At 46.1% G+C, this 25722-nt stretch carries 23 protein-coding genes; 9 read left to right on the top strand and 14 right to left on the bottom strand.

What is annotated here, in order from left to right; genetic code table 11:
- Positions 1 to 104 precede the first annotated feature (104 nt).
- A complete protein-coding gene (gene tsf / locus ACXAGP_RS12605) occupies positions 105 to 977 on the bottom strand; it encodes a translation elongation factor Ts (RefSeq protein ID WP_475261797.1) in 873 nt (290 codons plus the stop codon).
- A gap of 181 nt (positions 978 to 1158) precedes the next feature.
- Positions 1159 to 1890 (bottom strand): 30S ribosomal protein S2, encoded by a 732-nt coding sequence (gene rpsB / locus ACXAGP_RS12600; RefSeq protein ID WP_338293644.1) that lies wholly within the window; start codon positions 1888 to 1890, stop codon positions 1159 to 1161.
- Positions 1891 to 2216: 326 nt separating this feature from the next.
- On the opposite strand from rpsB, the gene map reads away from it, so the two are divergent.
- From map to dapD, 3 genes are read left to right on the top strand one after another with little or no spacing between them, the layout of a single operon-like run.
- Positions 2217 to 3011: a type I methionyl aminopeptidase gene (gene map, locus ACXAGP_RS12595; RefSeq protein WP_475261795.1), complete on the top strand. Its 795-nt coding sequence runs from the start codon at positions 2217 to 2219 to the stop codon at positions 3009 to 3011.
- A gap of 46 nt (positions 3012 to 3057) precedes the next feature.
- On the top strand, positions 3058 to 5688 hold the full coding sequence (gene glnD / locus ACXAGP_RS12590; protein WP_475261793.1) for a [protein-PII] uridylyltransferase: 2631 nt from the start codon (positions 3058 to 3060) through the stop codon (positions 5686 to 5688).
- 39 nt (positions 5689 to 5727) lie between these two features.
- On the top strand, positions 5728 to 6552 hold the full coding sequence (dapD, locus tag ACXAGP_RS12585; RefSeq protein ID WP_475262124.1) for a 2,3,4,5-tetrahydropyridine-2,6-dicarboxylate N-succinyltransferase: 825 nt from the start codon (positions 5728 to 5730) through the stop codon (positions 6550 to 6552).
- 44 nt (positions 6553 to 6596) lie between these two features.
- Here dapD and ACXAGP_RS12580 read toward each other — a convergent pair whose 3' ends face one another.
- The 3 genes from ACXAGP_RS12580 to ACXAGP_RS12570 are packed head-to-tail and all read right to left on the bottom strand — an operon-like array spanning position 6597 to position 8114.
- Positions 6597 to 7040 (bottom strand): flavodoxin domain-containing protein, encoded by a 444-nt coding sequence (locus tag ACXAGP_RS12580; RefSeq protein WP_475261791.1) that lies wholly within the window; start codon positions 7038 to 7040, stop codon positions 6597 to 6599.
- Complete coding sequence (truC, locus tag ACXAGP_RS12575) at positions 7028 to 7846, bottom strand: tRNA pseudouridine(65) synthase TruC (RefSeq protein ID WP_475261790.1); 819 nt, start codon at positions 7844 to 7846, stop codon at positions 7028 to 7030. Before truC ends, ACXAGP_RS12580 begins: the two co-directional genes overlap by 13 nt.
- Positions 7827 to 8114, bottom strand: a complete 288-nt coding sequence (locus ACXAGP_RS12570; RefSeq protein WP_475262123.1) for a YqcC family protein — start codon at positions 8112 to 8114, stop codon at positions 7827 to 7829. The genes truC and ACXAGP_RS12570 overlap by 20 nt, the downstream gene beginning before the upstream one ends.
- Before the next feature lie 127 nt (positions 8115 to 8241).
- On the opposite strand from ACXAGP_RS12570, the gene ACXAGP_RS12565 reads away from it, so the two are divergent.
- A complete protein-coding gene (locus tag ACXAGP_RS12565) occupies positions 8242 to 9249 on the top strand; it encodes a DUF3549 family protein (protein WP_475261789.1) in 1008 nt (335 codons plus the stop codon).
- Complete coding sequence (locus ACXAGP_RS12560) at positions 9249 to 9557, top strand: DUF3301 domain-containing protein (RefSeq protein ID WP_475261787.1); 309 nt, start codon at positions 9249 to 9251, stop codon at positions 9555 to 9557. The genes ACXAGP_RS12565 and ACXAGP_RS12560 overlap by 1 nt, the downstream gene beginning before the upstream one ends.
- A gap of 20 nt (positions 9558 to 9577) precedes the next feature.
- On the opposite strand, the gene ACXAGP_RS12555 is transcribed toward ACXAGP_RS12560, so the two are convergent.
- The 8 genes from ACXAGP_RS12555 to ACXAGP_RS12520 form a co-directional block, all read right to left on the bottom strand.
- Positions 9578 to 10219: an N-acetyltransferase gene (locus ACXAGP_RS12555; RefSeq protein ID WP_338293682.1), complete on the bottom strand. Its 642-nt coding sequence runs from the start codon at positions 10217 to 10219 to the stop codon at positions 9578 to 9580.
- 225 nt (positions 10220 to 10444) lie between these two features.
- A complete protein-coding gene (locus tag ACXAGP_RS12550) occupies positions 10445 to 10813 on the bottom strand; it encodes a DUF3192 domain-containing protein (RefSeq protein ID WP_338293683.1) in 369 nt (122 codons plus the stop codon).
- Positions 10814 to 11104: 291 nt separating this feature from the next.
- The gene (gene gluP, locus ACXAGP_RS12545) at positions 11105 to 12424 is read right to left on the bottom strand and encodes a glucose/galactose MFS transporter (RefSeq protein WP_475261786.1); all 1320 of its coding nucleotides are present in this window, start codon (positions 12422 to 12424) and stop codon (positions 11105 to 11107) included.
- On the bottom strand, positions 12411 to 13568 hold the full coding sequence (gene nagA / locus ACXAGP_RS12540) for an N-acetylglucosamine-6-phosphate deacetylase (RefSeq protein WP_475261784.1): 1158 nt from the start codon (positions 13566 to 13568) through the stop codon (positions 12411 to 12413). The genes gluP and nagA overlap by 14 nt, the downstream gene beginning before the upstream one ends.
- 16 nt (positions 13569 to 13584) lie before the next feature.
- A complete protein-coding gene (gene nagB-II / locus ACXAGP_RS12535; RefSeq protein WP_475262122.1) occupies positions 13585 to 14583 on the bottom strand; it encodes a glucosamine-6-phosphate deaminase NagB-II in 999 nt (332 codons plus the stop codon).
- 11 nt (positions 14584 to 14594) lie between these two features.
- The gene (locus ACXAGP_RS12530) at positions 14595 to 15527 is read right to left on the bottom strand and encodes a glucosamine kinase nucleotide-binding domain-containing protein (RefSeq protein WP_475261783.1); all 933 of its coding nucleotides are present in this window, start codon (positions 15525 to 15527) and stop codon (positions 14595 to 14597) included.
- Positions 15528 to 15620: 93 nt separating this feature from the next.
- On the bottom strand, positions 15621 to 18221 hold the full coding sequence (locus tag ACXAGP_RS12525; protein WP_475261781.1) for a family 20 glycosylhydrolase: 2601 nt from the start codon (positions 18219 to 18221) through the stop codon (positions 15621 to 15623).
- Positions 18222 to 18344: 123 nt separating this feature from the next.
- The gene (locus ACXAGP_RS12520) at positions 18345 to 21020 is read right to left on the bottom strand and encodes a TonB-dependent receptor (RefSeq protein WP_475261780.1); all 2676 of its coding nucleotides are present in this window, start codon (positions 21018 to 21020) and stop codon (positions 18345 to 18347) included.
- A 264-nt stretch (positions 21021 to 21284) separates the two neighbouring features.
- Here ACXAGP_RS12520 and ACXAGP_RS12515 point away from each other — a divergent pair, with 264 nt between their 5' ends.
- From ACXAGP_RS12515 to ACXAGP_RS12505, 3 genes are read left to right on the top strand one after another with little or no spacing between them, the layout of a single operon-like run.
- Complete coding sequence (locus ACXAGP_RS12515) at positions 21285 to 22313, top strand: LacI family DNA-binding transcriptional regulator (RefSeq protein ID WP_475261778.1); 1029 nt, start codon at positions 21285 to 21287, stop codon at positions 22311 to 22313.
- A 12-nt stretch (positions 22314 to 22325) separates the two neighbouring features.
- Positions 22326 to 23804, top strand: a complete 1479-nt coding sequence (locus tag ACXAGP_RS12510) for a tryptophan halogenase family protein (protein ID WP_475261776.1) — start codon at positions 22326 to 22328, stop codon at positions 23802 to 23804.
- A 42-nt stretch (positions 23805 to 23846) separates the two neighbouring features.
- A complete protein-coding gene (locus ACXAGP_RS12505) occupies positions 23847 to 24134 on the top strand; it encodes a hypothetical protein (protein WP_475261775.1) in 288 nt (95 codons plus the stop codon).
- Here the strand turns inward: ACXAGP_RS12505 and syd are convergent.
- On the bottom strand, positions 24131 to 24694 hold the full coding sequence (gene syd, locus ACXAGP_RS12500; protein WP_475261773.1) for a SecY-interacting protein: 564 nt from the start codon (positions 24692 to 24694) through the stop codon (positions 24131 to 24133). The two genes, ACXAGP_RS12505 and syd, sit on opposite strands and share 4 nt — an antisense overlap.
- Before the next feature lie 52 nt (positions 24695 to 24746).
- On the opposite strand from syd, the gene queF reads away from it, so the two are divergent.
- The gene (queF, locus tag ACXAGP_RS12495; RefSeq protein ID WP_475261772.1) at positions 24747 to 25583 is read left to right on the top strand and encodes an NADPH-dependent 7-cyano-7-deazaguanine reductase QueF; all 837 of its coding nucleotides are present in this window, start codon (positions 24747 to 24749) and stop codon (positions 25581 to 25583) included.
- Positions 25584 to 25722 lie beyond the last annotated feature (139 nt).

Raw genomic sequence — 25722 nt, 5'->3', positions numbered from 1 at the left:
TCTGGTGGCTGACACCTAAAAAAAAGCACCTCTTTTGAGGTGCTAGTAGTTTATATGACAATGCTTTAATGCAAAAGCCCTTGTCAGATTTATTTGTAAACAGCTTACTGTTTAGCAGCCGCCATTTGTGCCTGAACTTCAGCAGCGAAGTCTTCAGACTTCTTCTCGATACCTTCACCAACCTCAAAACGGATGAAGTTGATAACATCTGCGCTGTTGTCTTTCAACAATTGACCAACGTTCATGGAAGGATCTTTAACGAAAGGCTGACCAGTCAAGCTGATTTCACCAGTAAACTTCTTCATGCGACCCATAACCATTTTTTCTGCGATTTCTGCAGGCTTGCCGCTTTGCATCGCGATATCGATTTGGATGGCTTTTTCTTTTTCAACAACGTCAGCTGGTACGTCTTCTGGCTTAACGAATTGCGGGCTGCTTGCAGCAACGTGCATCGCTACGTCTTTTGCCAAATCTTCAGAACCACCGGTCAACACAGAGATTACACCGATACGCGCACCGTGTACGTATGCACCTAAGTTGTCGCCTTCAACAGTGACAACACGACGAACGTTGATGTTTTCACCAATTTTAGCTACCAGCGTGTCACGCAAGTCAGAAACAACAGCACCGTCGATTTCAGAAGCATTTAATGCGTCAACGTCACTGATTTTGTTAGCTGCAGCAAACTCAACCAACTTTTTACCGAATGCCAGGAAGCTGTCGTCACGTGCAACGAAGTCAGTTTCACAGTTCAGTTCCATCATTGTTGCAACACCTGCGTTTACAGAAGTCAGGATCACACCTTCAGCAGCGATACGGCCTGCTTTTTTAGCAGCTTTCGCCTGACCTGATTTACGCATATTCTCAATCGCCGCTTCGATGTCACCATCAGTCGCTTGCAATGCTTTTTTACAATCCAGCATACCGGCGCCGGTACGCTCACGCAGTTCTTTTACTTGAGCAGCAGTTACAGCCATCTGTATATCCTCAGGAATAAATTTAAATTTTTAGCGTAGAAAACAAGACCCATTTGCGATCTCATTTCAAAAATATGGGGTAAATAAGCTTCACCAAACTATATTTTAAAACAGGGGCAAGGCCCCTGTTTTAATGAGTCTTACGACTTTTAACATGCATTTGTGAATGCTGTATTAAATCTTACTCAGCCGCTTCAACGAAGTCGTCGTTTTCAGCGATTGCTTCAAGATTTTGCTCACGACCTTCCAGAATCGCGTCAGCAGCCGCGTTCAGATATAACTGAACCGCGCGGATTGCGTCGTCGTTGCCAGGAATGATGTAATCGATACCGTCTGGGTCAGTGTTTGTATCAACAACAGATACTACTGGGATACCCAAGCTACGAGCTTCTGCAATTGCAATGTGCTCGTGGTTTGCGTCGATTACGAACAAACAATCTGGTAAACCGCCCATGTCTTTGATACCGCCAAGGCTGCTTTCCAGCTTTTCCATTTCGCGGGTCAGCATTAGTACTTCTTTCTTAGTTAGCTTTTCAAAAGTACCGTCTTGAGACTGTTGCTCAAGGTCTTTTAAACGCTTGATTGATTGACGAACTGTTTTCCAGTTAGTCAACATACCACCTAACCAACGCTTGTTTACGTAGTATTGGTCGCATTTCAAAGCAGCTTCTTTTACCGCATCGCCAGCAGCGCGCTTTGTACCTACGAAAAGGATTTTACCTTTACGCGCAGATACAGAAGAAAGGTAAGACAATGCATCATTGAACAGAGGAACTGTTTTTTCCAAGTTAATGATGTGAACTTTGTTACGAGCGCCAAAAATGAAAGGCTTCATTTTTGGGTTCCAGTAGCGAGTTTGGTGACCGAAGTGAACACCAGCTTGCAGCATGTCACGCATAGACACGTTTGCCATAATAAATTTCCTCAATTGGGGTTAGGCCTCCATACATCCCAATTTTCGATCCTGTTTCCTCGTGAGAAAAGCCAGACACCCCGAAAATCGTGTCGATGTATGTGTGTTTTAAATGATTAATTTACGCTGAGTTGAGTCGTCTTTTCGGAACGACCCTTTTCAGGCGCGGCGCTTTATACCATTTATGAGTAGCAAACTCAATATTTTTCCTGAAAAAGGGTCCACAACAAACACCTCTGAGGTGTTACCCTGGCTATACATCCCGAGCCATACCAGGTAAACTTGGCCACTGTAAATCCATTTAAATCAGAAATCAGGAAAGAATCTTGACGATAACTATCAAAACCCCAGAAGAAATCGAAAAAATGCGAGTTGCTGGAAAACTGGCATCAGAAGTACTGGAAATGATTGGTGAGCACGTCAAAAAAGGTGTCACTACCGATGAGCTTAACACCATTTGCCATGATTACATTGTTAACGTGCAAGGCGGTATCCCGGCACCGTTAAACTATGGTAATCCCCCCTTTCCCAAATCCATTTGTACTTCTGTAAATCACGTTATTTGTCACGGTATTCCTTCGGACAAGAAGTTAAAAGATGGTGACATAGTGAATATCGACGTTACTGTGATCAAAGACGGCTACCACGGGGATACCTCGAAGATGTTTGTCGTGGGCAAGCCCAGTATCTTGGCGGAGCGTCTCATTAAAGTGACACAAGAGTGCTTGTACAAAGGCATAGAGATTGTCAAACCCGGTACACGTGTCGGCGACATTGGCGCTGTCATTCAGCAGTATGCTGAACAACACAATTATTCTGTAGTACGAGAGTACTGTGGTCACGGTATTGGTGCCAGCTTCCATGAAGAACCACAAATTTTACACTACGGCAAAGCAGGCACTGGTGACGTACTTAAAGAAGGCATGTGCTTTACCATTGAGCCCATGATCAATGCTGGTAAACGCTTCAGTAAATTGCTACCAGATGATTGGACAGTAGTCACCAAAGATCGCAGTTTAAGTGCGCAATGGGAGCATACGCTGTTGGTTACCAGCGATGGCTGTGAAATCTTGACGCTGCGCTCGGATGAAACCATTGATCGGGTAATCAAAGCCGCGTGAACCGCAAATAACACCCAGAAAAATCAGTAAAACCAGGGGAATAACATTGGCACTGCAAAGCTTACTTAGTCAGGTGCGCCTGATCACCAGCCCCAACAATACCAAAGCGTTTAAAGAGTGCATTAGCAACTCTTATGACTGGCTGGAACAAGAATTTGAAACCACCGATGTTAACACCCTGGTGACTGGCCGAGCGGCATTTGTCGACGCTGTACTTAGCCACATTTGGCGATTGCTGGAGCTGGAGCAAGTAAAACAACTCGCTCTGGTGGCAGTAGGTGGTTACGGTCGTGGTCATTTACAGCCATATTCCGATGTTGATTTACTTATCCTGTCGCACAAAACTTTGGACAAAACCACTCAGGAGAAAGTGACACAATTCATCACCATTCTCTGGGATATTGGTCTGGACATCGGCCAATCGGTGCGCACCATCAAGGAAACCATCAAACTGGCCAAAGAAGATGTCACTATCGCCACTAATCTGATTGAATCTCGAGTACTTATTGGCAGCCATAGTGTCTTCGATGAACTTCACGACAAACTGCAGTCCCGCGCCTTTTGGCCAAGCAAGCTGTTCTATACAGCTAAATTCGACGAGCAACAGGTTCGCCACGCTAAATTTAATGGCACCAGTTATAATCTGGAGCCCAATGTAAAAGAAAATCCGGGTTGTTTACGCGACATCCAATGCATCGGTTGGGTAGCCAAAAAACACTTTAGTGTTTTAAAGGGCAAAGACCTGGTGGATTACGGTTATTTCACGCGCCGGGAGCTAGATGAGCTCACGGAATGTCGCAGTCATTTGTGGCGAATTCGATTCATTCTGCACATCATTGCTGGTCGTAGCGAAAACCGTTTGTTATTCGACTATCAACCAGAAGTTGCCCGCCGGCTTGGCTATGGTGATGAGGGCAAAGCTTCAGTAGAAAAAATGATGAAGGCGTTTTTCCGGGTGGTGCGCCGAGTCCGAGAGCTGAACGAAATGCTACTTGGTCATTTTCGCCATGAAATGTTGGGGGAGCGATTAAAAGTCGAAAAAGTCATTTCTGACGACTTTGATGTTAAGGGCGGCCTGGTGCATGCGCGACACGAAAACGTATTTGATGCGCCGGTAAAAATCCTCAATTTTTTTCACATTATTACGGATAATCCAGAAATTAAAGGTATGCACGCCTCTACCCTGCGACTTCTGCGTAACGCCCGCAGAGTCTATCAGGAACAAGACATCTTTTTATGTGAATACCCCGAGTGCCGTGAATCCTTTTTAGCTTTGGTGAAGAAGACTGACTTTTTCGAATTGAGCTGGGATTTAATGCACAAGCACGGCATTATGCAAAGCTATATCCCCCAATGGAACCACATTGTTGGCATGATGCAATTCGACTTGTTCCATGCCTACACCGTTGATGAGCATACCCACCGCCTGATTAAAAACCTGGCCCGTTACAACCACAAAGAGTTTGATCACGAGTTTCCTCGCTGTGGACGTATTATGCGCAATGCGGACAAGCCGGAATTGCTATTTCTGGCGGGCATCTTCCACGATATTGCCAAAGGCAGAAACGGCGATCACTCCAAATTGGGCGCTGAAGATGTGGAGCAATTTTGTCAATTGCACGACATCCCTGAAAAAGATAAAAATCTGATCAAGTGGCTAGTGGCACAGCATTTGACCATGTCGGTTATTGCCCAGAGACGGGATATTTACGATCCCGAGGTAGTACAAGATTTTGCGGCCACAGTCAGGACCCAAGAACAGCTTGAACTACTGTATGCATTAACGCTTGCAGATATTCGCGCCACCAATAGCAACCTCTGGAATGAATGGAAATCCTCTCTGCTGCGCGAGCTTTTCCTGATGACACAAAAAGCACTGGAGAATGGGCTTGAAAACAAATTCGATTTGCAATCCAGAGAAAAAGAGCACAAAGCCAGTGCCATGCGTTCGCTCCTGGAAGACTATGAAGAATCAGCGGTAGAAAAAGCCTGGCAGAAATTTCCTGCGGACTATTTTGCCCGCTTCAAACCAGACCAAATTGCCTGGCATACGCATATTATTTTGCACAACCTCTACAACGAGCATTATCCCCTTGTTGTCGCCGTTACTGATGGTACGGCGAAAAGCGGAACAGAACTGCTCATGTATGGTGAAGACAGACCGCGGTTATTCGCGCAAGTGGCATCCGTACTGGACAGCAGAAACTGCTCTATTCAGGACGCGCAGTTAATGATGACGCAAGATGGTTATATCTTTGATAGTTTTATTATTTTGGAACAGGATGGAAAACGCATAAGCTCACCCAGTAGACTTAAGAGTTTACAAGACGCTATTGTGACGCAACTGCAAAAGCCCGGTGTCGAACACGTCAACAAACGGCGTATTCCACGGCAATTAAAACAGTTAGCGGTGCCCACCAAAGTGCGCTTTTTTGGCAATCAGGATGATGTCACCATGATGGAGCTGGAAGCACTGGATGCACCAGGCTTATTAGCCAAGCTTGGGCACATATTCGTGGAGCAGGATTTGTCATTACACCACGCCAAAATCACCACCATAGGTGAGCGAGCAGAAGATTTATTTATCTTGAGCAATAGCGAAGGAAAATGCCTGACTAACGAACAACAGGTGCAATTAAAACAAACAATCTCAGAAAGGCTGTCGGATAGCGACTAGCCAGTTAAACCTATAGGAACACAGAAACCCATGACGAATTTGTCAGACCTGCAAACCATCATTGAAACGGCTTTTGAGAACAGAGCAAATATTACTCCAGCCTCTGCTGATGAGGCGGTAAAACTCGCCGTTCAGAAATCGATAGCACTGCTTAATTCCGGTGAAGCGCGTGTAGCTGAAAAAATCGCGGGTGAATGGGTAGTGCATCAGTGGCTTAAAAAAGCGGTATTGTTGTTTTTCCGCTTACATGACAATGCGGTAATGGATGGTGCAGAAAGCCGCTTTTACGACAAAGTTCCCCTTAAGTTCTCCGATTACAGTGCTGAGCAATTTCAACAAGAAGGCATGCGGGTCGTACCACCAGCCACAGTGCGCACAGGCAGCTACATAGGCAAAAATGTGGTACTGATGCCGTCTTATGTAAATATTGGCGCCTTTGTTGATGAAGGTACTATGGTAGATACTTGGGCAACCGTAGGCTCTTGTGCTCAAATCGGTAAAAACGTGCATCTTTCAGGCGGTGTTGGAATCGGCGGCGTATTGGAGCCGCTGCAAGCCAATCCGACTATCATTGAGGATAACTGCTTTATCGGAGCTCGCTCAGAAATCGTAGAGGGCGTTATCGTTGAAGAAGGGGCCGTCATTTCAATGGGGGTCTACATTGGTCAAAGCACTCGCATCTACGACCGTGAAACTGGAGAAATTCATTATGGACGTGTTCCAGCCGGAGCGGTGGTAGTGCCAGGTAATCTGCCATCCAAAGATGGTAAATACAGCCTTTACGCAGCTATCATTGTGAAAAAAGTGGACGCACAAACCCGTTCAAAAGTGGGTATCAATGCCTTATTGAGAGGCGCAGAATAAACAAGTCAAACTAAAAAAGGCTCCTGATGGAGCCTTTTTTTTAACTAGTTAACACTAAATAACTTTGTCACCCAAGGAACAACTTCAGATTCCGGTTCAAACGTCTCCATAGCATCGACTATGAACAAATCTGCCATTGGTTTGCCTTGTAGCTCAGTTAAAATCTCATACATAGTATGTCCCGCACCACCAAAGGTATCGCCATAACTACTATCGCCTAAGGCAACAACAGCAAACGATTTGCCGCCCATCAATGGCATCTGGTCACGCAGATCCTGGGCAAAAAACTCGATATTAGGTGGTAGGTCGCCCTGTCCAGTTGTTGAGGTGATCACCAGCACATTTTCCGCTTCCTTAAAATCATCGATTTCTGGCTCACTGAACAAAGACACATCGTGTCCTATTTCTACGAGATTTTCCTCACACTGCTCTGCAACATGCTGCGCGTTGCCATACACTGAACCGACAAAAATACTTACACTGGCCACCAGTTACTCCATAAATGCTTGATTGTTGTATTGTCTAATCCCCAATGCTGCCACAGGTGTTCAAATCGTGACGGCAAATCACATTGCAACGAGATCATGCGCTCATTATAGGGATGCTTAAATTTAATTTGATGGGACCATAAGGCTAGTCCGGGGAAATTACAAGACTCACGTAAAAAACGATTGTGTTTATTGTCGCCATAATTAACGTCCCCCAAGATGGGATGACGTAAATGAGACATGTGACGACGCAATTGATGCTTTCTACCCGTTTTCGGTAGTAACGCGACCAGGCTATATCTTGCCGTGGCGTACTTGCCCACTGCGATGGGAATTTCGACTTGTTGAATACTCTTGTAAAACGAGATGGCCTCCTGAGGAGGTTTGTCTTGACGTGCTTTTTTATCCGCGATTTTGTCCAGCTTTTCCTTAAGAGGGTGAGCAATCTCCCCCTGTCCGCTGAGGTACCCCCTTACGATAGCCAGATAGCGCTTTTCAATTTGATGGTTCTCCAACTGCTCACTCATTAACCTGGCAGTTTGTGCATCGAGAGCAAAAATCAGCACTCCGGCAGTGGGTTTATCCAGCCGATGCACCGGATAAACATGCTGACCTATTTGATCTCGCAACATTTGCATGGCAAATCGGGTTTCGTGCCTATCAATCATACTGCGGTGTACGAGTAAACCTGCCGGTTTATCAATCACCACCAGATGCTCATCTTGATACAATACAGGTAATTGCTCCGGGATAACCAACTCCGGCAACCTCACGATATGGTTGCTTTCACACATGTGCTGTAACACTCAAGTTATCCAGCTTTTGAATACACACAAGCAAAGCTTCACGAGCGTCTCCCGAGGGCAATGCTTCTTCTGCGTAGGGCGTTATTTCAGCCTTTGGGATACCCGCACCCGCCTGTACTAAACTTTTCATTTTGGGCAGGTAGATAAACTGTAACCATTCAGTAAATTGAATTTGGCCAACACCAAAAGGCGTAGTGACCTGTTCAATGACGATGGAATTTTGCTGCCAAAGCTTGAATTTCCGCAAAGTCGTCTCCAATTCTTGCAACAATTTTGCGAGCTCATTTAACAGCTGGTTCTGATTGTTGAGGTCAAGGTTCAGAACTCACCTCCAAATTCATGTTAATATTTTGAGCGCCATTATAACCTTTGCAACACTGTTTTCAGAGAACACGATGACAACAATTTCCACTATTAGTGAATTTTTACTCGAAGCCGGTACAGAATATCGCATTGTCGATATGGGACGCGGTTTTAAATTGCTGGACAATCAATCCTTTCTCGAGATTGAAAATGGTTTGCAACAAGCGCCGCGTCCGCGCCAACAAATGCTTTGGTTGGGGATATTGTTCTGGAATAAAAGCTTGTCAAAGCAACATTTTATCTGGTTCATCAAGTTACCATTGGATGAACAGGGCAATGTTGTGGGTGCGCAACGGGATCAGTTTTTAAGTATTGTGATAGAGGCCTTGGGCAGTGAATTGCTCAATGATGATTCGGATAAGTCTTTGCCAGATAACCCGTTTTTATTCACCCCGAATCAATCGCAACTGGCCGACTTTAACAGCTACGCCAGAGTGTTGCTGGGACTAAAACCCGGACAATTTTATGCTGCGGCGAAAAACTACATCGCTCGCCCTGATTTGAATGATTGGCAAGAAGTGGCACTGCAGGGCCTTAGCGATGTCATTTTTAATCTCAATCTGGAACACAACCAGCAACATATCATCCAGCAGTTTGCTAACTATGCAGAGCTTGTGCAAACCACCCTTATGGCGTCGCTGGAAAACGTTACTTTACCCGCTGAACTGGCAGAGTTTTTATTTGGCTTGCTGCAAAAAACACGTCCTGAGCACAAGTTGTTTATTCCTTTGCTCAGAGCGTTGAGCCAATATTCGGAAAAAGACAAACTCCGAGAAAATTTGCGGGGTTTATTAGCTAATAAACTCAGTTGTGGTGATCACCTTATCGTACTTGCGGGTCGCCACTGGGGCTTATGTGAGGATTATGATTTTCTCACTTTGTTTATGGAAGAAGCCGCTCGATTGGACTTATTACCCGCACTGTACGCTGATCTGGTACAGATTCCATCATTACGAGACATTATGTTGCGGCGTCTGCGCGATCCACAACGCAGTGACACACTGGCACAGGGCATCAATCAACTGTTTGGACGTGCCTGATGTTTGCCTTGAGTGATATTTTATTTATCCTGGTCGCAGTCGTAGTGATTGCTCAATTTTGGCGAATTCGCGCCATCAGCGAGGCAGCAAACCGCTACCTCAATTTGTATTGCGAAAAACAAGGATTACAGCTCATCAGTGTCGCCCGGGATAAAACCCGATTTGGCCTGGTGCGCGGCAAGCCCGACTGGAAAACCCAATTTGTTTTTGAATTTTCAGGCAATGGCGAAGATAAATATCAAGGGTTATTAGAAATGGAAGGCCATAGAGCAGTTGCCACCACTGTGCCGCCCTATCGCATGAACTGACCGCTATTATCCTGACAAACTTATTCAGGCCGTTCCCTGAACATCAAATGGCCGCTGATGTGGCCCACTTCCAGCTCTTTCACTAACTTATAGCCAGTATCTTCAAAGAAATGCATGTACTTAGGTAAGGTGGCATACACAGCGACGCCACTGCTATTTGGGTTTTCCAACATCACAGACTCCACCGCAGACATCAATAAATGCCCCAGGCCATGATGTTGCTCGTCGGGGTGAACACCAATTAACGACAGTAAATGATAGTGTTCGGCTGGTACGTTCTGCTGAATTTTCTGGTCTTTTTCCATCATTTGTTTGGTACAAAAAAAGCCAGCAGTCAGCAGCATTTTCAAGCGCCAATGCCAGAAACGCCCCGGACCAAAAGCAGAATCAGAGTGAGTTAAACAAGCAACAGCCAATAACCGCTCCTCGTCAAATAGCCCAACCATGGGTTGTTTGGCCATCCAAAATGCATTTAACTCCTCCCGAATGGCTGAGCGCAAACGCTGTTCATAGCCCTCTTTTTCAGACTGGAAGATGTCGATAAAAAGCGGATCATCATGATAAGCCTGATATAACAAAGAGCCTGCAACTTTGAGGTCTTCGGCGGTCAGGAAAACGGCTTTTATATTTTTATTAAGTGCCTGCGCTTCGCTGGTATTCATTCTCTTCCCCGAGTCTTCTTTAGATTTAATCTACATGAAGCGGAAGGAATTGTTAATAAAGTGTGAAAATAAAATCAGATTCATAGTAACAGGTCGGACAAGATGCCCGGAAATGGCCAATAAAATACGATAAAAGAAAATGCCGACGACGTCGGCTTTGTTCAGGGAGATGGGTTCACTTTACCATCAAGTGATTTGTTCGTAATTATCGTTTAATGCAGACCATTAAATACGGTTAAGGGCAGTATCTCCCCAACCCACTAACGCACCATTTTTGAATACCAGTGGAGTACATTCATCTTTCGTGGTCTTGCCGTCACCGTGCATACGCTGGGTGCGATAGAACAATACAGTGTAAGTTTCACCGTCGCGACGTAGTGTTTCATTAAAATCTGGCACACCTAAGCGATCTTTTACTTGCTGAGTCCCCAGATCTAATTCCAATTCTGCGATGACTTTGCGGTTTTTGTATTCGCGATCTTCCCAGTCAACGGTATGACCGTCCCAGCCATCACTGTCCACTGAAATAACACAACCGCTCAAACCCAACGCTAACGGACCGGCTACCAATAGTGCTAACAAATGCTTTTTCATTTTTTATCTCCATAGAAGTGTGTTCATCGTGGCAACGGGAATGCGAAATCTTGCCACTCCCTGTTTGGCATAAATAATTCAATAACCGCACCAAAATTATAACTTATTGATTTATAGTGATTTATACACAAATTCTATTAATAAAAGCTTAATCAAAACTAAATGTTTTACGAATATTTAGTGATATTCACTAAAATTCAGCGAATATGCTAAATTATGACTAAAAGAAAGGCCTTTGCGCATATAAAAAAGGCTGCGAAATAGCAGCCTGATTGCAATATCAAAAACTATTTAACCCCAGCGTCTCATCCGGTAACCGAATAAGGCGTAATACAGAATAAATAAATAACAAGGCAGCATGATCACATAGGCAGTTTGGCTACCGGCATTGTCGGCCAATAACCCGTAGCCCAATGGCAGTATGGCACCACCGGCGATCCCCATGATTAATATTGCGGCGCCTTTAGAGGTGAACTTACCTAAGCCAGTTAGTGCCAGAGGCCAAAGAGATGGCCATACCATGGCATTTGCCAATCCCAATAACGCCACATAAGTGATCACATCAGGGATCTCGCTAAACCCAGCCCAACCCCATAAAAAAGAAAAACTCTGTTGCTCAGGGTCAGCAAACATAATAAGCGCGGTGAGTAATAGCCCTAACACGGCTGATAGCAACAAGGCCGTCTGCTGTTTAAGGTACCTGGGGATCAACACCAATCCCGCCAGGTAACCTGCCACCATACCAAACATAGTTAGCGAAGTGAGTGATGTGGCATTCTCAATACCCAATTTAGAGCCATACAAACCAATAGTGTCACCGGCTACCACTTCAACACCCACATAACAGAATAACGCGATGGCTCCTAATACTAATTGCGGAAACTGCAATACTGAACCTGCATCGGCAACTTCGGTCTCGCTGTCATCCATAGAGATTTCTGGTAGTGACGAGAGCTTTAAGGCTCCGGCCAGAAGCAACAGCACCACAGCCATCCCCACATAAGGTACAACCAGACCATTGGACATGGACGCTATTTGACTGCTGCGCTCAGCTTCAGTCATGGCTGCCAATGAGGCACTGGAAATATGGGCAAAATCACCCAGCACTAACGCGGTAAATAACAATGGCGCCAAAACACCCGCGGCTTTATTCAGCAAGCCCATTATTGCAATACGAGCAGCGGCGCTTTCTTCCGGCCCTATCTTAACAATGTAAGGGTTAGACGCCGTTTGCAAGATGGTAAGTCCTGAGCCCATGATGAACTGTGCTCCCAGAAAAAGTGCAAACTCGCGGGATAAGGCTGCGGGCACGAACAACAAGGCGCCTAACGCAATCAGCGCCAACCCAATCACCATTCCCATGCGATAACCGGTTTTCTCCAACACCATTGCCGCTGGTAACGCCATCACCACATAAGCGACATAAAAACAAAAAGCCACCATCAGCGCCTGAGTTTCGGTAAGCTGACACACCATTTGCAAAAATGGGATGAGTGCACCGTTTAGCCAGGTGACAAAACCGAAGACGAAAAAAAGCGCACCGATAATTAGCATCGGTACCAGGCTGCTGTTAGCGCCGGTTAGAGGTCTGGATACACTATTGCTGGTCATGATTTATTCCTGCTTTATTAGTTTTTTGCACTCCTGCAACAAAGACAGCGTCAATGTTCAATGCAGAGTCCAACAAGATATAGTCTGCGCGTTTTCCCACAGCAAGTTCGCCTAAGTTACTCGAGAGGTCAAGATAACTTACAGGGGTAAGAGAAGCCATTTTTATTGCCTGCTCCAGCGGTATCGCCAGATCTCTATGAGCATTTAATACCGCCTGCCTCATATCAAGACAGGAACCCGCCAAAGTGCCATCTGGCGTGGTGAGTTTATCGCCATCACGTTGGATCAGGGTATCAAAGTAAGGCAGTGCTTGCTGGGCACAACCTACATGTGCCATGGCGTCGGTTACCAGAAAAATTTTATCGATACCTTTAGTTTCTATTGCCAGCTTACTCATGGCGGGATGCACGTGGTGATGGTCCAAAACCAATCCGGCATAACTCGCCTTATCTGCCAAAGCGGCTCCCACCATTCCAGGCTCTCGAGAAGTCAGTGGCGACATGGCATTATAAATATGAGTGAACCCGGTCGCTCCCGCCTCAAGTGCAGCACACACCTGTTCAAAATTGGCATTGGAATGGCCCAGGCAAACATGCACGCCTTGCTTTACCAGGTCTTTGATAACATCGGGAGAAACATTATCCGGCGCCAGGGTAACCAATACTTCACCTAAATCCTGACGGCAATATAAAGTCAGTTCAGCGTCTGATACCGGACGAATAAACTGCTCCGGGTGAACGCCTTTTTTGTCCTTTTGCAGCAAAGGGCCTTCAAAGTGGATGCCGATAACTTCGTCAACACCCTCAACTATTGCTTCGGCGACAGCATCGGCACTGCACTGCATTGTATCAATGTTGTCGGTAATGAGCGTGGGCAACATGGCGGTGGTACCAAATTGCCGATGTGCATCCACTATCGTTTTTACCGTGGCCAGCTCTGGCTCAAGATTGAGTAGTTTACCGCCGCCTCCATTCACTTGCAGATCAACAAAGCCCGGTATCAAAGTGCCAAAATAGTGCTGCTCTACGGCCTTGCTGGCAGCAGAGATATCAGTAATTTTTCCATTTTCAACGGTCACTTTTTGAAGTAACTGCCACCCTGTAGAGGTGAGGATCTTGTCTACCGTAAAACACTGAGTAGCCATATTTTTTGTCCTTTTATTACACCGTTTCGGTGACTTTTTTAAGTCCGGGAGGCGCGTCAGGGTTCATCCCCATAGTTTGCGCCACGTGCTCCACATCTAAATAAAAGCGCAACATTACCAGTAGGGGCAATAATCTGGGTGACAACTCTAATTCCGGATGACTGATGGTCAACAGTCTGGCGCCGCGATGCGCGACATCTTTTATCTGTTGTTGATGCACAACATGGGATTCATCTTCAATATTGATACTGATGACCGCCAGCTCGCTCTCCACCAGCGTCACCGGACCATGAATAAATTCGGCACTGCTAAACGCTTCTGCATGGATACTGCACACCTCTTTCAACTTAAGGGCAATTTCTCGAGCAATAGCATAACCAAAGCCGCGGCCAAGAACGACACAATGGCGTAACCCGCGCAAAAACTCCGCGGTTAATTGAGGTTTACCCTCGGTGATATTGCGCAGCGCATCCGGAAGTTGATGTACATCATTTAACAACTTGTTATCGCCTTTCCATTCTGCGGTAAGCTGTAACAGTGCCGATAGTGTTGCCATGTAACTCTTGGTGGCAGCGACTGCCAATTCAGCTTCGGCGCGAATCGGTAAAATCGCATCGGCCAGTGCCGCCAAAGGCGAATAACCATCGTTAACCAGTGCGATACACCAGGCACCCGCGGCCTGAATCGCTTTGGTTTGATTGAGTAAATCCGGGCTTTTTCCTGACTGAGAGATCACAATTGCCAGGGTATTGTGCAAGCTTAACTGTTTGTCATATACCCCGCTAACGGAAGGGGCCGCAAAGCAAACGGGGATCCCCAATTCCACCTCAAATAGGTATTTTGCAAAAACGCCTGCATGGTCGGAAGATCCTCTGCCCACCATCATGATCATCTTGATGTCACGGCGTTTTATTTCTGCCACCAGGTGTTCAACCACGGGTTGATTGGCATTGAGTTGCTGCTTGATGATATCCGGCGTAGAAAGCGCTTCTCGCGCCATTAAACTGCTCATAATAAAACCTCTTATCAGGTTACTGAATGCGCTTCGTTTGTAGAAGCAACATCATGAATATTAAAAGATTGCGCACATTGGCGTGCGTACAAAACAGCTCCCTCTTCGGGCTCACTCAAAGGGGGCGAAATTTGATTTGCCAGTTCGGTGGGCAGCCGCTCGGCAATAAGTGGAGCAAGACCGCCAATCAGACTAAACCTGGGTGGTGCCTTGCTTAAAAGCGTGGTGCACAAGGACGCTATATAACCGACGCCGCTTTGAATAATCTTTTCTGCCGCCTTGTCACTACGCTGCGCTTGTTCAAACACCAAAGGCGCCAATGCGGCAAAATCTTTAGGTGCCGCGTCGGCAAAGCGCGTGATCATTGCCTGTTCGCTATGACACCCTGTAAACTCCTGAATCGCAGCGACCAGGGTAGAATCAGGCTGCAAACCACTAAGTGCCTCCAGGCAGTATTGCACGGCCGACAGTCCAAACCAGGCTCCACTGCCTTTATCCCCTAACAAAAATCCGTGTCCGCCTAGCGTCAAAGAGCCGTTGTCTGAAGTTACCAGACCACAACTTCCGGTGCCGATGATAATCACACCGCCCGCTTTCCCCTTATGTGCTCCGAGACAGGCAATTTCTAAATCTGTGGTGAGATATGCGGCCTTAAAGGGATGCTGCCACGTGGTGATGAACTCTTCACTCAGTGTTTCCAGGTTAGCTCCCGCCAGGCCTAATCCAGCGATAACTCGACTGTCGTCAGACTTATTCAAGCCAGCCTCTTCGCGTGCTTGCAAGTAAGCTGCCAGCACGGACTCTTGTGCTTTTTGTGTACCTCTCAGTAAATTAGCCGCTCCAGACAGACCTGTTCCAAGTGTTGTTCCCTGAGCATCCTGGATAATGGCGCGACACTTACTTCCACCACCATCCACACCCAAATAAAGCGTTGGCTTATTTGTCAATTTCACTCTCCCACTTGCTGATATCTGTATTAAAAACAATCAAATCCTTCAAACCCAATGACAACGCTGTCATTTTTGAACGAAAAAAGAGCATTATATTGCTCTCAAATCCAGAACTGTAATCGGGCTGAATTTCTCACTTTCTGTCGCGTCCTCGCCTTTCCCGGCATTGGACTTTTGAACTGTACGGCAACTTAGCTGACGGGCCTGGCTTTCTTCAACAAGCTCCCCGGATACCTCAAACCAAGGCTGCGCGTCCCATCGACATTGCACGCCTAAACCTTGCAATAAGGTATTCACTTCGATGCCCTCTGCCGATTTACGCATTCCCGGCGGTGGTAGTCTGTAATTACCATCGAATAGCTTTTGCTCACTCATGTAGCCTGCAAGGGCGGCACTAAAGCCCTGCCAGTCGTGTAACTGCAATTTAAATTGCGGCGTTTTATCTTGATAGCTAAAAGTTTGTGCATCGCCGTATTGCACTTCCCAGTCCGCTTTGTGCCAGGCGCGTTCGGCAAAGGTTTGCAACCTTGGATACATTAAATACTCAAAGGTTTCAGGGGAGCGCACTGCCTCGCTCCAGATTTGGCTTTGCATTCCGGCGATACCAGGTTGCGTACCTTGGTTACTGGCGGTGTAACTGTGGCCCATGCGGTCTTTCCACTGGCTGGCGTTAGCGGCCAGGTTGTCCGGCATAAACTGGAAGACTTTGACGCTATCGGTATTTTTGGATGCCCAATAATAACCGGTTTCTTTGGGGTGATTGGCGTAAGGAAAATCAAAGTACAATACATCTGGGTGTGAAAGCACGGTTTTCCATCCTTGTTTACTAAAGTCTTTCACCAACTCGTGACCACCCCAATAAAGGGTATCCCAAACATTCACCTGATGTTGCTTTCCGGCTTCCAGCTCCAGAACCTTGTGCATTCCATCACTCCAGCCGGCAGCGATAAGACCGTGTTTTTCAATAATGTCGATCACCCGGGTTAAAAACATCGGTTTTAAGTCTTTAACACTATTAATATCGTCATCGCTTTCAATCAGAGTTTGACACACCGGAGAGTTAACCCAGGCCCCGGCGGTTTCATCGGCGCCAATATGATAGGTAGACAACGGCGCATTGACGGCTTTATGCATGGCTTTTACTTTGCCAATCACTGTATCAATAAAGTGATAGGTAGACTCCTGGCAGGGGTTCACCGTATTGTCGTGGTAAAACTGTACTGAGCTGTACTGGGTGTCATCGGCAAAATCACTGAGCAAGAACTCTTTAGCGGCCTCGAGATTTTCCTGCTTTTTATATTTGCGATATCGGGCTTCCATGGCTTTGACAGCGGCTCGGGCATGACCGGGCAGGTCAAAGGAAGGAATGATTTCAATATGGCGCTCATGAGCATATTGCAAAATGGCCTGATATTCCGAGACTGTAAGATAACCATTTACCGCACTATTTTTGTGTGGGCCACTGCCCAATTGTGGTAAAAGACAACTGTCTTCTTGTGGATCAAAGCATCTGAAGCCACCGATTTCGGTAAGCTCTGGTAAACCCGGGATCTGTAAACGCCAGCCTTCATCATCAGCAAGATGCAGGTGTAGCTTGTTCAGCTTCAAATAAAACATCTGATCTAACAAGCGATACAATACCTGTTTACCTAAAAAGTTACGGGATAAATCCACATGCACCCCGCGGAACTCGTAACGCGGCTCGTCCTGAATATCAACCAGAGGCAGCACCGAGTCTTGTTTCACCAGCAACTGATAAAAAGACACCACGGCGTGTTGCAGCCCATTTCTGTCGGCCGCTTCTATGACGATCCCCTTACTCTCAATCTGTAAGCGGTAGGCAGATTCAGGTAACTCATTATTGAGTTTCAGGGTTAAAGGCACACCATTTGGAGTGGTTGCTAAGTTCGCTTTCTGAAATAGTTCCAGTATTACCCTGTCTTCAGTAAACCCTTGCCAACGAACTTGCAGCCCGGTGTCGAGAGATAATGTTTCAGCCCTATTCCAGCTGGCCTTTTTCACCTGCGGGATGATTCTTGGCGTCTCACTACTGTGCTGTATTTCAGCTTTTTCCGGCTCAGCTCGAAGCGCCTGATAATGTTGAAATAGCCAGCCGGCATCCGCCAGCGGCAAGTCATCTTCCGGGTTACGACGCCATTGCTGCTCTTTTTCAAAAGGCAGCAAATGTGGCATCACTTGCAACCCGGTATCTGTATCAATTTTCGGTACCGTAGATTGCACCACCACCGGTCCTTCAGTATTAGACACCAAAAAATAGTTGGGCATCACATCAGAATGTGCGGCATGCCAGAAAGCCGCCTTAAATTGGATATCAACTGCGGTAGCATCGGAAAACTCATTGCCGCTGAACAAGACCTGGTGCAAATCACCATTGATATGTTCTATATCGAGCTGCGGATGGTTGTCCCATTTTATGGGCGCAATATGGCTAAAATACAGTGCAAAAGGTTTACTGGTGACAGATTCCGGTACTGAAAAACGCAATTGACCAGTGAAACAATCGCCAGAAAACAAGGCTTTACAGTCCTGGTTGTCGAGATTAGACAACACCTGATAGTTAACCTCAATAGCATCTGCAAGTTGAGTTAATGACATGGCTTTGGCATTCACTTCGTTGCCCAGAATGGCCAGAATCCCAAATAAACTAATAGCTAAACCGCGCAATCTCATTAACTGTAACCTTCAAATATTCAAAACTTACTTTAAAAATCTGGCCCAACAACCCCCGCTGCCGGGCCAGCAACACACAATGTCAGTGAACTACCTCCTTGTAGTATCGACCAGACACACACTTTAGAACTTAAAGCTGGCTCCTGCGTAAAAGCGTCGGCCATTGGCACTTTGGGTACCACCCACGCGATGACCATCAGTGGCACGCTCGTAATAGTTTTCCCAAATTTCATCGGTGATATTTAACGCTTCGAACTTAAGGCTGATTTCGTCTGTCACGTTCCAGCTGAACTGCGCGTCTAACTGGGATTGATCATCGCGATAACGATTGCCAAATTCAGTGACGGCAAGGAAGTACTCTGAACGATAGGTATAGTTCAAACGCGCACTATAAATGTCGTTTTCATAATAAACACCAGCGTTATAGGACTCCCTGGAGTTAAACGGCAAGCCAATCAAGTTACCACCATCTTTAATATCACTCACGTCATTGTAGGTGAAGTTAACGTAACCACCGAAGCCGTTATCCCAAGCGTGTTGTAACTGTACTTCAATCCCTTCAACTGTCGCCGTACCTGCATTGATTGGCGTGTTAAGTTGGTTGATTTGAACACCATTAACCTCAGCAGCGACGATTTTAGATATCACGATATCGGATAAGTCTTTGGCGAACATAGTGGCAGATAACAACGAAGCGTCGCTGAAATACCACTCAAGACCAAATTCAAAGCTTGTAGCACGTTCAGGTTTCAAATCTGGATTACCCGCTGAGCCTGAGCTGGTTTCAGGCGTCAGGTTATAAGATGCAGACAACTGGAACGGTGTAGGACGAGCAATAGACTTGCCTGCCGCAGCACGCAATACCAACTCATCGGTTAAGTCATAAGACAGGTTCAAGCTGGGTAACCAGGCGGAGTAATCACCAGAGCGAGTTAGCGCTGAGCCATCAGCCAGGTCATAACCGTTGGAATCTTGATCAGTGCTCACATAGCGCAAACCGACATTACCACGCAGGTTTTCATCTTCGAAATTTGCCATGGTATAAAGCGCGGTGATGTCTTCTTTCACTTCGTACGACGCGTCACTCAAGAACACATCATTATTGCGGCACAACCCCGTTTCGCCACCCGTACACTCAGCGACGGCATAAAGTGCATTATACATTGCGTCTCTGTCTGGCATAAAATAAGAAGCTGCTACACCATTAGTATTGCTGTGAGAAACATTCACCATTTCACCTGACCAGAACTGACTTGCAGGCCCTAAGCTGCCCTCACCTACTGCCGCCAGGTTATTCAAGCTGGTACGATAACGGTCTTGTGTGAAAGAACGGTCACGCAACTTAACACCAGACTTGATGCTGGTAACAGCACCCAAACTCACTTCATGAGTGTAATCCAACTGCAGATAGTTCTCTTTATCTTCAGAGATGTTGGCCTGATCGAAAATACCACCTAACCACATTTCGTCACCCGGATTTTGCAACCAGGGGCTAGGGCCAGTGAAATCGATGTAAGGATTAGTACCACCCGGATTATAAAAATCAAAGGCGGCGCGTGGATCAGTGTGATCTACCCAGAACTCGGTAAAGAAGTCATTGTTAGTACCCTCACCTACAGTACGACCAATCTGCCAATGCAACTTGCCTGACTCAGTGTTGTAATTACCTTCAAAATCCAGCAATTCGGTAGAGGCTTCTGAGCCATCACGGAAAATATTATCGTAGGCCATATGACGAGCCCAACCCGGACGGTTATCCACGCCAAATACTTGTAAACTGTCTACAACAGCGTCGCTATTTACTGTACCAGGGTTAGGATTATCACCCATGGCAAACAAGCCGCGGAAAGGAATACCAATTAAGTTTGAATTCACGTTATCGGCTTTCAGCGTGGAACTGAGGTAATGTAGCGTTAAATCCAGGTCATCACTCGGTGCCCATTGAGCGGTAATATCGTAACCAATGCGCTCACGGTCTTGTTCAAACAAGGCTGACCCCATGCCCCAAGGCAAGGCGCCTTTTTGGGAAGCGCCCGCTGGTGCTTCAAGAGCAGGTTCGATGCGGTCAACTGTCGGGCCAAACCAACCGAAGTCTTCGTTAGTTTCACGACGTACAGTACGCTCCTGGAATGAAGCCGAAACTAATACACCAAAGTTCTCTGCGTCGTTTTTCCAGCTGTATAACCCGGAAAAAGAAGGATCGGTATCTTCAGATAAATCGTTGTACTGTGCTTCAACAGAGGCTTGCATGGTACCTGACTCCAGGTCCAGCGGCTTGCGAGTACGCAGAATAACTGTTCCACCAATCGCGCCTTCATCAATATCAGCCTGGGCTGATTTGTACACTTCTAATCCGGCTACCATCTCAGAGGCCAACATTTCAAAGTTGAAGTTACGGCCTGCGGTATCCAGAACAAACCATTGCGCAGTACCCACCGCCTGACCGTTGATCAATGTCAGGTTTTGATCTGGTCTTGAACCACGGATGGTAACACTCTGCCCTTCGCCAAAGTCGCGATCAATAGTGATACCAGGAATACGAGACAATGACTCTGCCACGTTTTTATCAGGGAACTTACCAATGTCTTCGGCATTAATCGCATCAACAATGGCGTTAGAAAAGCGCTTGGCATTGATATTGGCTTTTTGGCTACCGCGGATACCGGTAACTTGAATGGTTTCGACATTATCAGCGGCCTCTTCCTGTGCTAATGCAGGTTGGGCTACCAGGCTCAAGGAGCCAGCAGCAAGCGCCACCTTTATACCGTAAGACAGCCTATTGAGATTGGTTGTGTTCATTTCCCCGTTCCTCTGTTTATCATTTTGACAACGTTGTCATTTCGATTTAAAAAATTATGACTCGGTCGTCTTTTGCTTTCCTGTTAAAACTGCTAAAAAGGAATGACAACGTTGTCAATTTCCCGTAACATTAATCTAACATTTTTAGCTTTGCAACCATTTAATTGCTTTTTTTTTAGCTAAGTCGTTACAATCCGTTTACAAAACTGCTGTAACAGTAGTACCTATAAGCATTGCAAAGCGAATACGCATTCAGGGGATTTTTTGAAAGCTACAATAAAAGACGTCGCGAAACTGGCCGGCGTATCCATAAAAACGGTATCCCGAGTAATCAATAAGGAAGATTCAGTTAAGCCCGATACCGAAAGCAAGGTACAAGCGGCGATTTCTGAACTGAATTATCAACCCAATAGCTCGGCCCGAAACCTCGCCGCTACCCAATCTTTCGCCATTGGTTATATCTACGATAACCCCAATGCCTACTATGTGATTGATATGCAAAATGGCATATTAAAGGAGTGCCTCAGCAACGGCTTTGAATTGATCATTCACCCCTGCGACGCTTCCAATGAGCATATCGTGAATGAAGTCAAAGACATGGTGCGTCGATCGCAATTGGCGGGTTTAGTGCTGTCTCCTCCCCTATCAGAAATGCCGGAAGTCCTTACTGCGCTGGATGAGATCAACATGCAATACGTGCGAATTTTATCTGGCGCCAATGATAAAAAAACTGGCGGGCCTTGCGTGCTGATAAATGACCGAAGTGCCAGTGAAAAGATCACAGAGCATCTCATCAGCGTTGCCCACAAACGCATCGGTTTTATCACCGGGGACAAGGATCACCAATCCACGGATGAACGTTTGCAAGGTTATAAATCGGCATTGAAAAAACACCAACTGAAAGCAGATAAATCGCTGATTATTGATGGCAGATATTCTTTTGAAGCGGGCGTAGAAGGCGCTAAACAACTGCTTTCGTTAAAGCAGCCACCGAGTGCAATCTTTGCCTGTAACGATGAAATTGCGGCCGGTGCGTTATTCGCAGCAAGACTGATGAATTTTGATGTACCGAAAGATGTGGCAATCGCCGGTTTTGAGGATAACCCCTTTTCTCGTCAAACCTGGCCCAAGCTCACTACTGCAGCCCAGCCCACCAGTCTGATAGCAAGACAGGCCACTTCTCTGCTAATTCGCACTATAAAAAATAAGCGCAAGGGCGATAAAGAGAAAATAGACAATCAATATTTCGAACCAGAACTTGTGGTAAGGGAATCGACACAACTAAGCGAATAACGGCGACAAACTATGATCAATTCAATTCTCATTGTAGGTGGTGGCACTGCCGGTTGGATGACTGCCCTCTATCTGTCTTCCAGACTACCTGCTGGTGTTAGTATCTCATTGGTGGAATCACAGGATATCGGCACGGTGGGAGTTGGTGAAGGCTCCACGCCGTATCTCAAACAGTTTTTTGATAGTTTGAATATCCCGGAAAAAGAATGGATGGCACAAACCGACGCCACCTATAAATCTGGTATCCGCTTTGATGATTGGAGTCATGAATGTGGCTACGAAAGCTACTTTCATCCCTTTTTCAATGAATTTGATAAAAAGCCTGCTGAAATGTTTTTTTATAATTGCGGATTGCGCCGACGAGGATTCGAAGCCGACGCCAACCCCGACAATTATTTTACGGCAGCTTACATCGCCGAACGCTTCAAAAGCCCGGTATTAGCGCAAGGGTCAGATGTTCAGGTGGATTATGCCTATCATTTTGATGCCACAAAACTGGGCCACTTTCTGAGAGATAAAGCAAAGTCCAATGGGGTTAAGCACCATGTGGCCAATGTCACCAGTGTCGGCACGGACAGTAAAGGCCTGCTGAAAAGTGTGATGACCGATACCGGGCTTAAATTGGCGGCTCATTTTTTTGTGGATTGTTCGGGTTTTCAATCACTGTTGGCTCAAAAAACCTTAAAACGAAAATTTGTCAGTTACAGCGATGTATTATTTAACGACGCAGCGGTAGCTATACAAACTCCGACTGAATCGCCTCATAAATTTAAAGCTCAAACTCGTTCACTGGCATTAAAAAATGGCTGGATGTGGCAAATCCCCCTTACTTCACGTTGGGGCAACGGTTATGTGTATAGTTCGCGACACACTACAGCAAAAGACGCGGAAGACGAGCTAAAACAAACCTTAGGACTCTCGCCTGATGCCGAAGTAGAAGCACGGCATTTGAAAATGAAAGTAGGTCGCCTGGAAGAGCATTGGGGCGGTAACTGTGTGGCAATCGGACTCTCCCAAGGATTTATTGAACCTCTTGAGGCTACCGCCTTAATGTTGGTGCAGTTCGCCATTCAAAACCTATCTTTAATTCTGGAGTCAGGTAGCTTCTCTGGCCAAGACATGATGCGCTACAACAAAGAGATGAATCGCTTGTTTGATGGCGTAAAAGACTATGTGTCCTTGCATTATATCTTAAACACCCGAAAAGATTCTCAATACTGGTTTGACGCACGTGAAGAAACAATAGTGTCAGATAATATTAAGTACCTGCTGAAAGCCTGGGATAGAGGTGAAGACTTTGAGGCCGCGTTAAAAGTCATCGAAGAAGACCTGGTGTATTTGCGTCCCTCCTGGTACTGCATTTTATCGGGTATGGGCCGACATCCTGAACGACTGCAGCCCACGGTGAAAGCGGGACCGGTTAAAATATCCATGGATTACTGTCAGCGCATCGCAGATAAGTATTTCCCGGATTATTCCGTAACCCCGTGAACGTGATAGTATGCTTTTGACGTTAAATTGATGGGATATCTTATGTCACCTGAGGTGCTTGCTGTTTGTCAGCAATTGATAAAAAGTGGTAAACCGGTTTCGGTTGGTATGCTGAAGGCTCGTTTACCAGTAAAAACGCCGTTACCTGCAATTATTCAGGCAGTGCAATATTGCAAACAACAACCACAAGCAGTGGTAGATGCCACCCCAACAGAGACGGAAAGCGTTACGGAGTCCACCAAATCAGCTGAAGTACAAAAAATGATGGCGTTGGAAACAAGAATTGAGGCGCTTGAAAAGCGCCTGGCTGCACTTGAGCAGAAAGATTAAGCCACGCTGCGGTAAGGCAATGGTCTTAGCTGCGTAAAAAACTCGCTAAGACTACCGGCTAAAATCTCTTGTGGCTCTTTACCCACTTGTTCCAACACCACTTCGCCAGTTTGATTTAACACCGAAATAATAAAATCTTCTTCGTCGGTAACCGCAAAAAACAGCGTCTCTTGTTGTCGCAAACGACGTTTCATCATCACGTGAGCAATTAGATTTTGTTGCAAGCGCACAAAATCATCTTGATTCCAGGGCATTAACAATTGCAACCTACCCCGCTCGGTTTCGGCATCCAGGTTATCGCTAAAATAGCGAGTAAAATACACTTCCAACTCAGGATTTGGACTAACTTCCAAACCGTCCACCAGCGCTTGAAGATTGTTGCCTGGCGACTGAAGTGCGGGTGCCCAGAGTACTTCGCCATCGGCGTTAGCGGAACCTTGCTCAGTGGGGGAAACCCATTCTGGATCCTGTTCTATTAGTAAGTCTTGTTGATGCCCTTGCTGAAATTCGCACCATTGGGTGACGAATTGATCAATACTAGAGAGGATGTTGGTTGTCATATCAGGCCAGCAAATTTAAAATTAAGTCAGTATCCATACAGATTAACAAATAATGACTAAAGACCTCTACCAGGAATCGCTAAATGCCTTAGCCCTCGGCAAAACCGTTGATTATCCCAGCACATACGACCCCAGTGTTCTGGAGGCAGTGCCCAGGAGCTTAAACAGAGACCCTATTGGTATTACTGATGTGCTGCCTTTCAAAGGTGAGGATCTGTGGAACGCTTACGAATTTTCCTGGTTAAACCACAAAGGCAAGCCCATGGTGGCCCTGCTTGAATGCAAGGTGCCTGCTACCACCCCCAATATTATTGAATCCAAATCCTTTAAGTTATATCTGAATAGCTTTAACCAATCCCGCTTTCAGTCGAATGAAGAAGTGCATCAAAGACTCATCAAAGACCTCAGTCTGGTTGCGGGTGGTGACGTATCTGTCACCATGCAAGATTTGTCAGCCCGAAATCTTCCCGTGGTAGAACTGCCGGGAGAGTGTATTGATGATTTAGACGTCGAAATCAGCCAATACCAACCTGATGCTAGCCTGCTCAAAGTCACCTCTGACGAAATAGTTGAAAAAAATTTGGTGAGCCATTTGTTGAAATCAAATTGTCTGATCACCAACCAACCTGATTGGGGAAGCCTTTATATCAATTATCAAGGACCATTGATTGATGAGGCCGCTTTATTGAAATACATTATTTCCTTCCGGGAGCACAATGAATTTCACGAGCAATGTGTCGAGCGTATTTTCTGTGATTTAATGGCGCAGTGTCAGCCGCAAAAATTAACCGTCTTGGCACGCTATACCCGCCGCGGTGGACTGGATATCAACCCTCTGCGAAGCACTGAGACGGAATCTATGCCCAATCTGAGACTGATCAGACAATAATCTTTAATTCGGCAAGGCAATCTTTGCACTATACTGTCAAGACGGCCAAAATTGTGCTAACAATAGCTTTGTGAATGGAACCTTCCCGCCAAGCAGAACTATTGAGGAGTAAAGCAGGCAGGAGGGGCGCGAGAAGTGG

The sequence above is a fragment of the Planctobacterium sp. AWM4_229 genome, assembly GCF_056160305.1.
This window is presented reverse-complemented; position numbering and strand designations above follow the sequence as displayed.

Excerpts from the sequence above, each read along its gene's own strand:
- tsf (WP_475261797.1), bottom strand. The coding sequence starts at position 977 with ATGGCTGTAACTGCTGCTCAAGTAAAAGAACTGCGTGAGCGTACCGGC.
- ACXAGP_RS12560 (WP_475261787.1), top strand. The coding sequence starts at position 9,249 with ATGTTTGCCTTGAGTGATATTTTATTTATCCTGGTCGCAGTCGTAGTG.
- ACXAGP_RS12550 (WP_338293683.1), bottom strand. The coding sequence starts at position 10,813 with ATGAAAAAGCATTTGTTAGCACTATTGGTAGCCGGTCCGTTAGCGTTG.
- ACXAGP_RS12565 (WP_475261789.1), top strand. The coding sequence starts at position 8,242 with ATGACAACAATTTCCACTATTAGTGAATTTTTACTCGAAGCCGGTACA.
- ACXAGP_RS12520 (WP_475261780.1), bottom strand. The coding sequence starts at position 21,020 with ATGAACACAACCAATCTCAATAGGCTGTCTTACGGTATAAAGGTGGCG.
- syd (WP_475261773.1), bottom strand. The coding sequence starts at position 24,694 with ATGACAACCAACATCCTCTCTAGTATTGATCAATTCGTCACCCAATGG.
- queF (WP_475261772.1), top strand. The coding sequence starts at position 24,747 with ATGACTAAAGACCTCTACCAGGAATCGCTAAATGCCTTAGCCCTCGGC.
- rpsB (WP_338293644.1), bottom strand. The coding sequence starts at position 1,890 with ATGGCAAACGTGTCTATGCGTGACATGCTGCAAGCTGGTGTTCACTTC.
- ACXAGP_RS12505 (WP_475261775.1), top strand. The coding sequence starts at position 23,847 with ATGTCACCTGAGGTGCTTGCTGTTTGTCAGCAATTGATAAAAAGTGGT.
- ACXAGP_RS12555 (WP_338293682.1), bottom strand. The coding sequence starts at position 10,219 with ATGAATACCAGCGAAGCGCAGGCACTTAATAAAAATATAAAAGCCGTT.
- ACXAGP_RS12510 (WP_475261776.1), top strand. The coding sequence starts at position 22,326 with ATGATCAATTCAATTCTCATTGTAGGTGGTGGCACTGCCGGTTGGATG.
- gluP (WP_475261786.1), bottom strand. The coding sequence starts at position 12,424 with ATGACCAGCAATAGTGTATCCAGACCTCTAACCGGCGCTAACAGCAGC.
- ACXAGP_RS12525 (WP_475261781.1), bottom strand. The coding sequence starts at position 18,221 with ATGAGATTGCGCGGTTTAGCTATTAGTTTATTTGGGATTCTGGCCATT.
- nagA (WP_475261784.1), bottom strand. The coding sequence starts at position 13,568 with ATGGCTACTCAGTGTTTTACGGTAGACAAGATCCTCACCTCTACAGGG.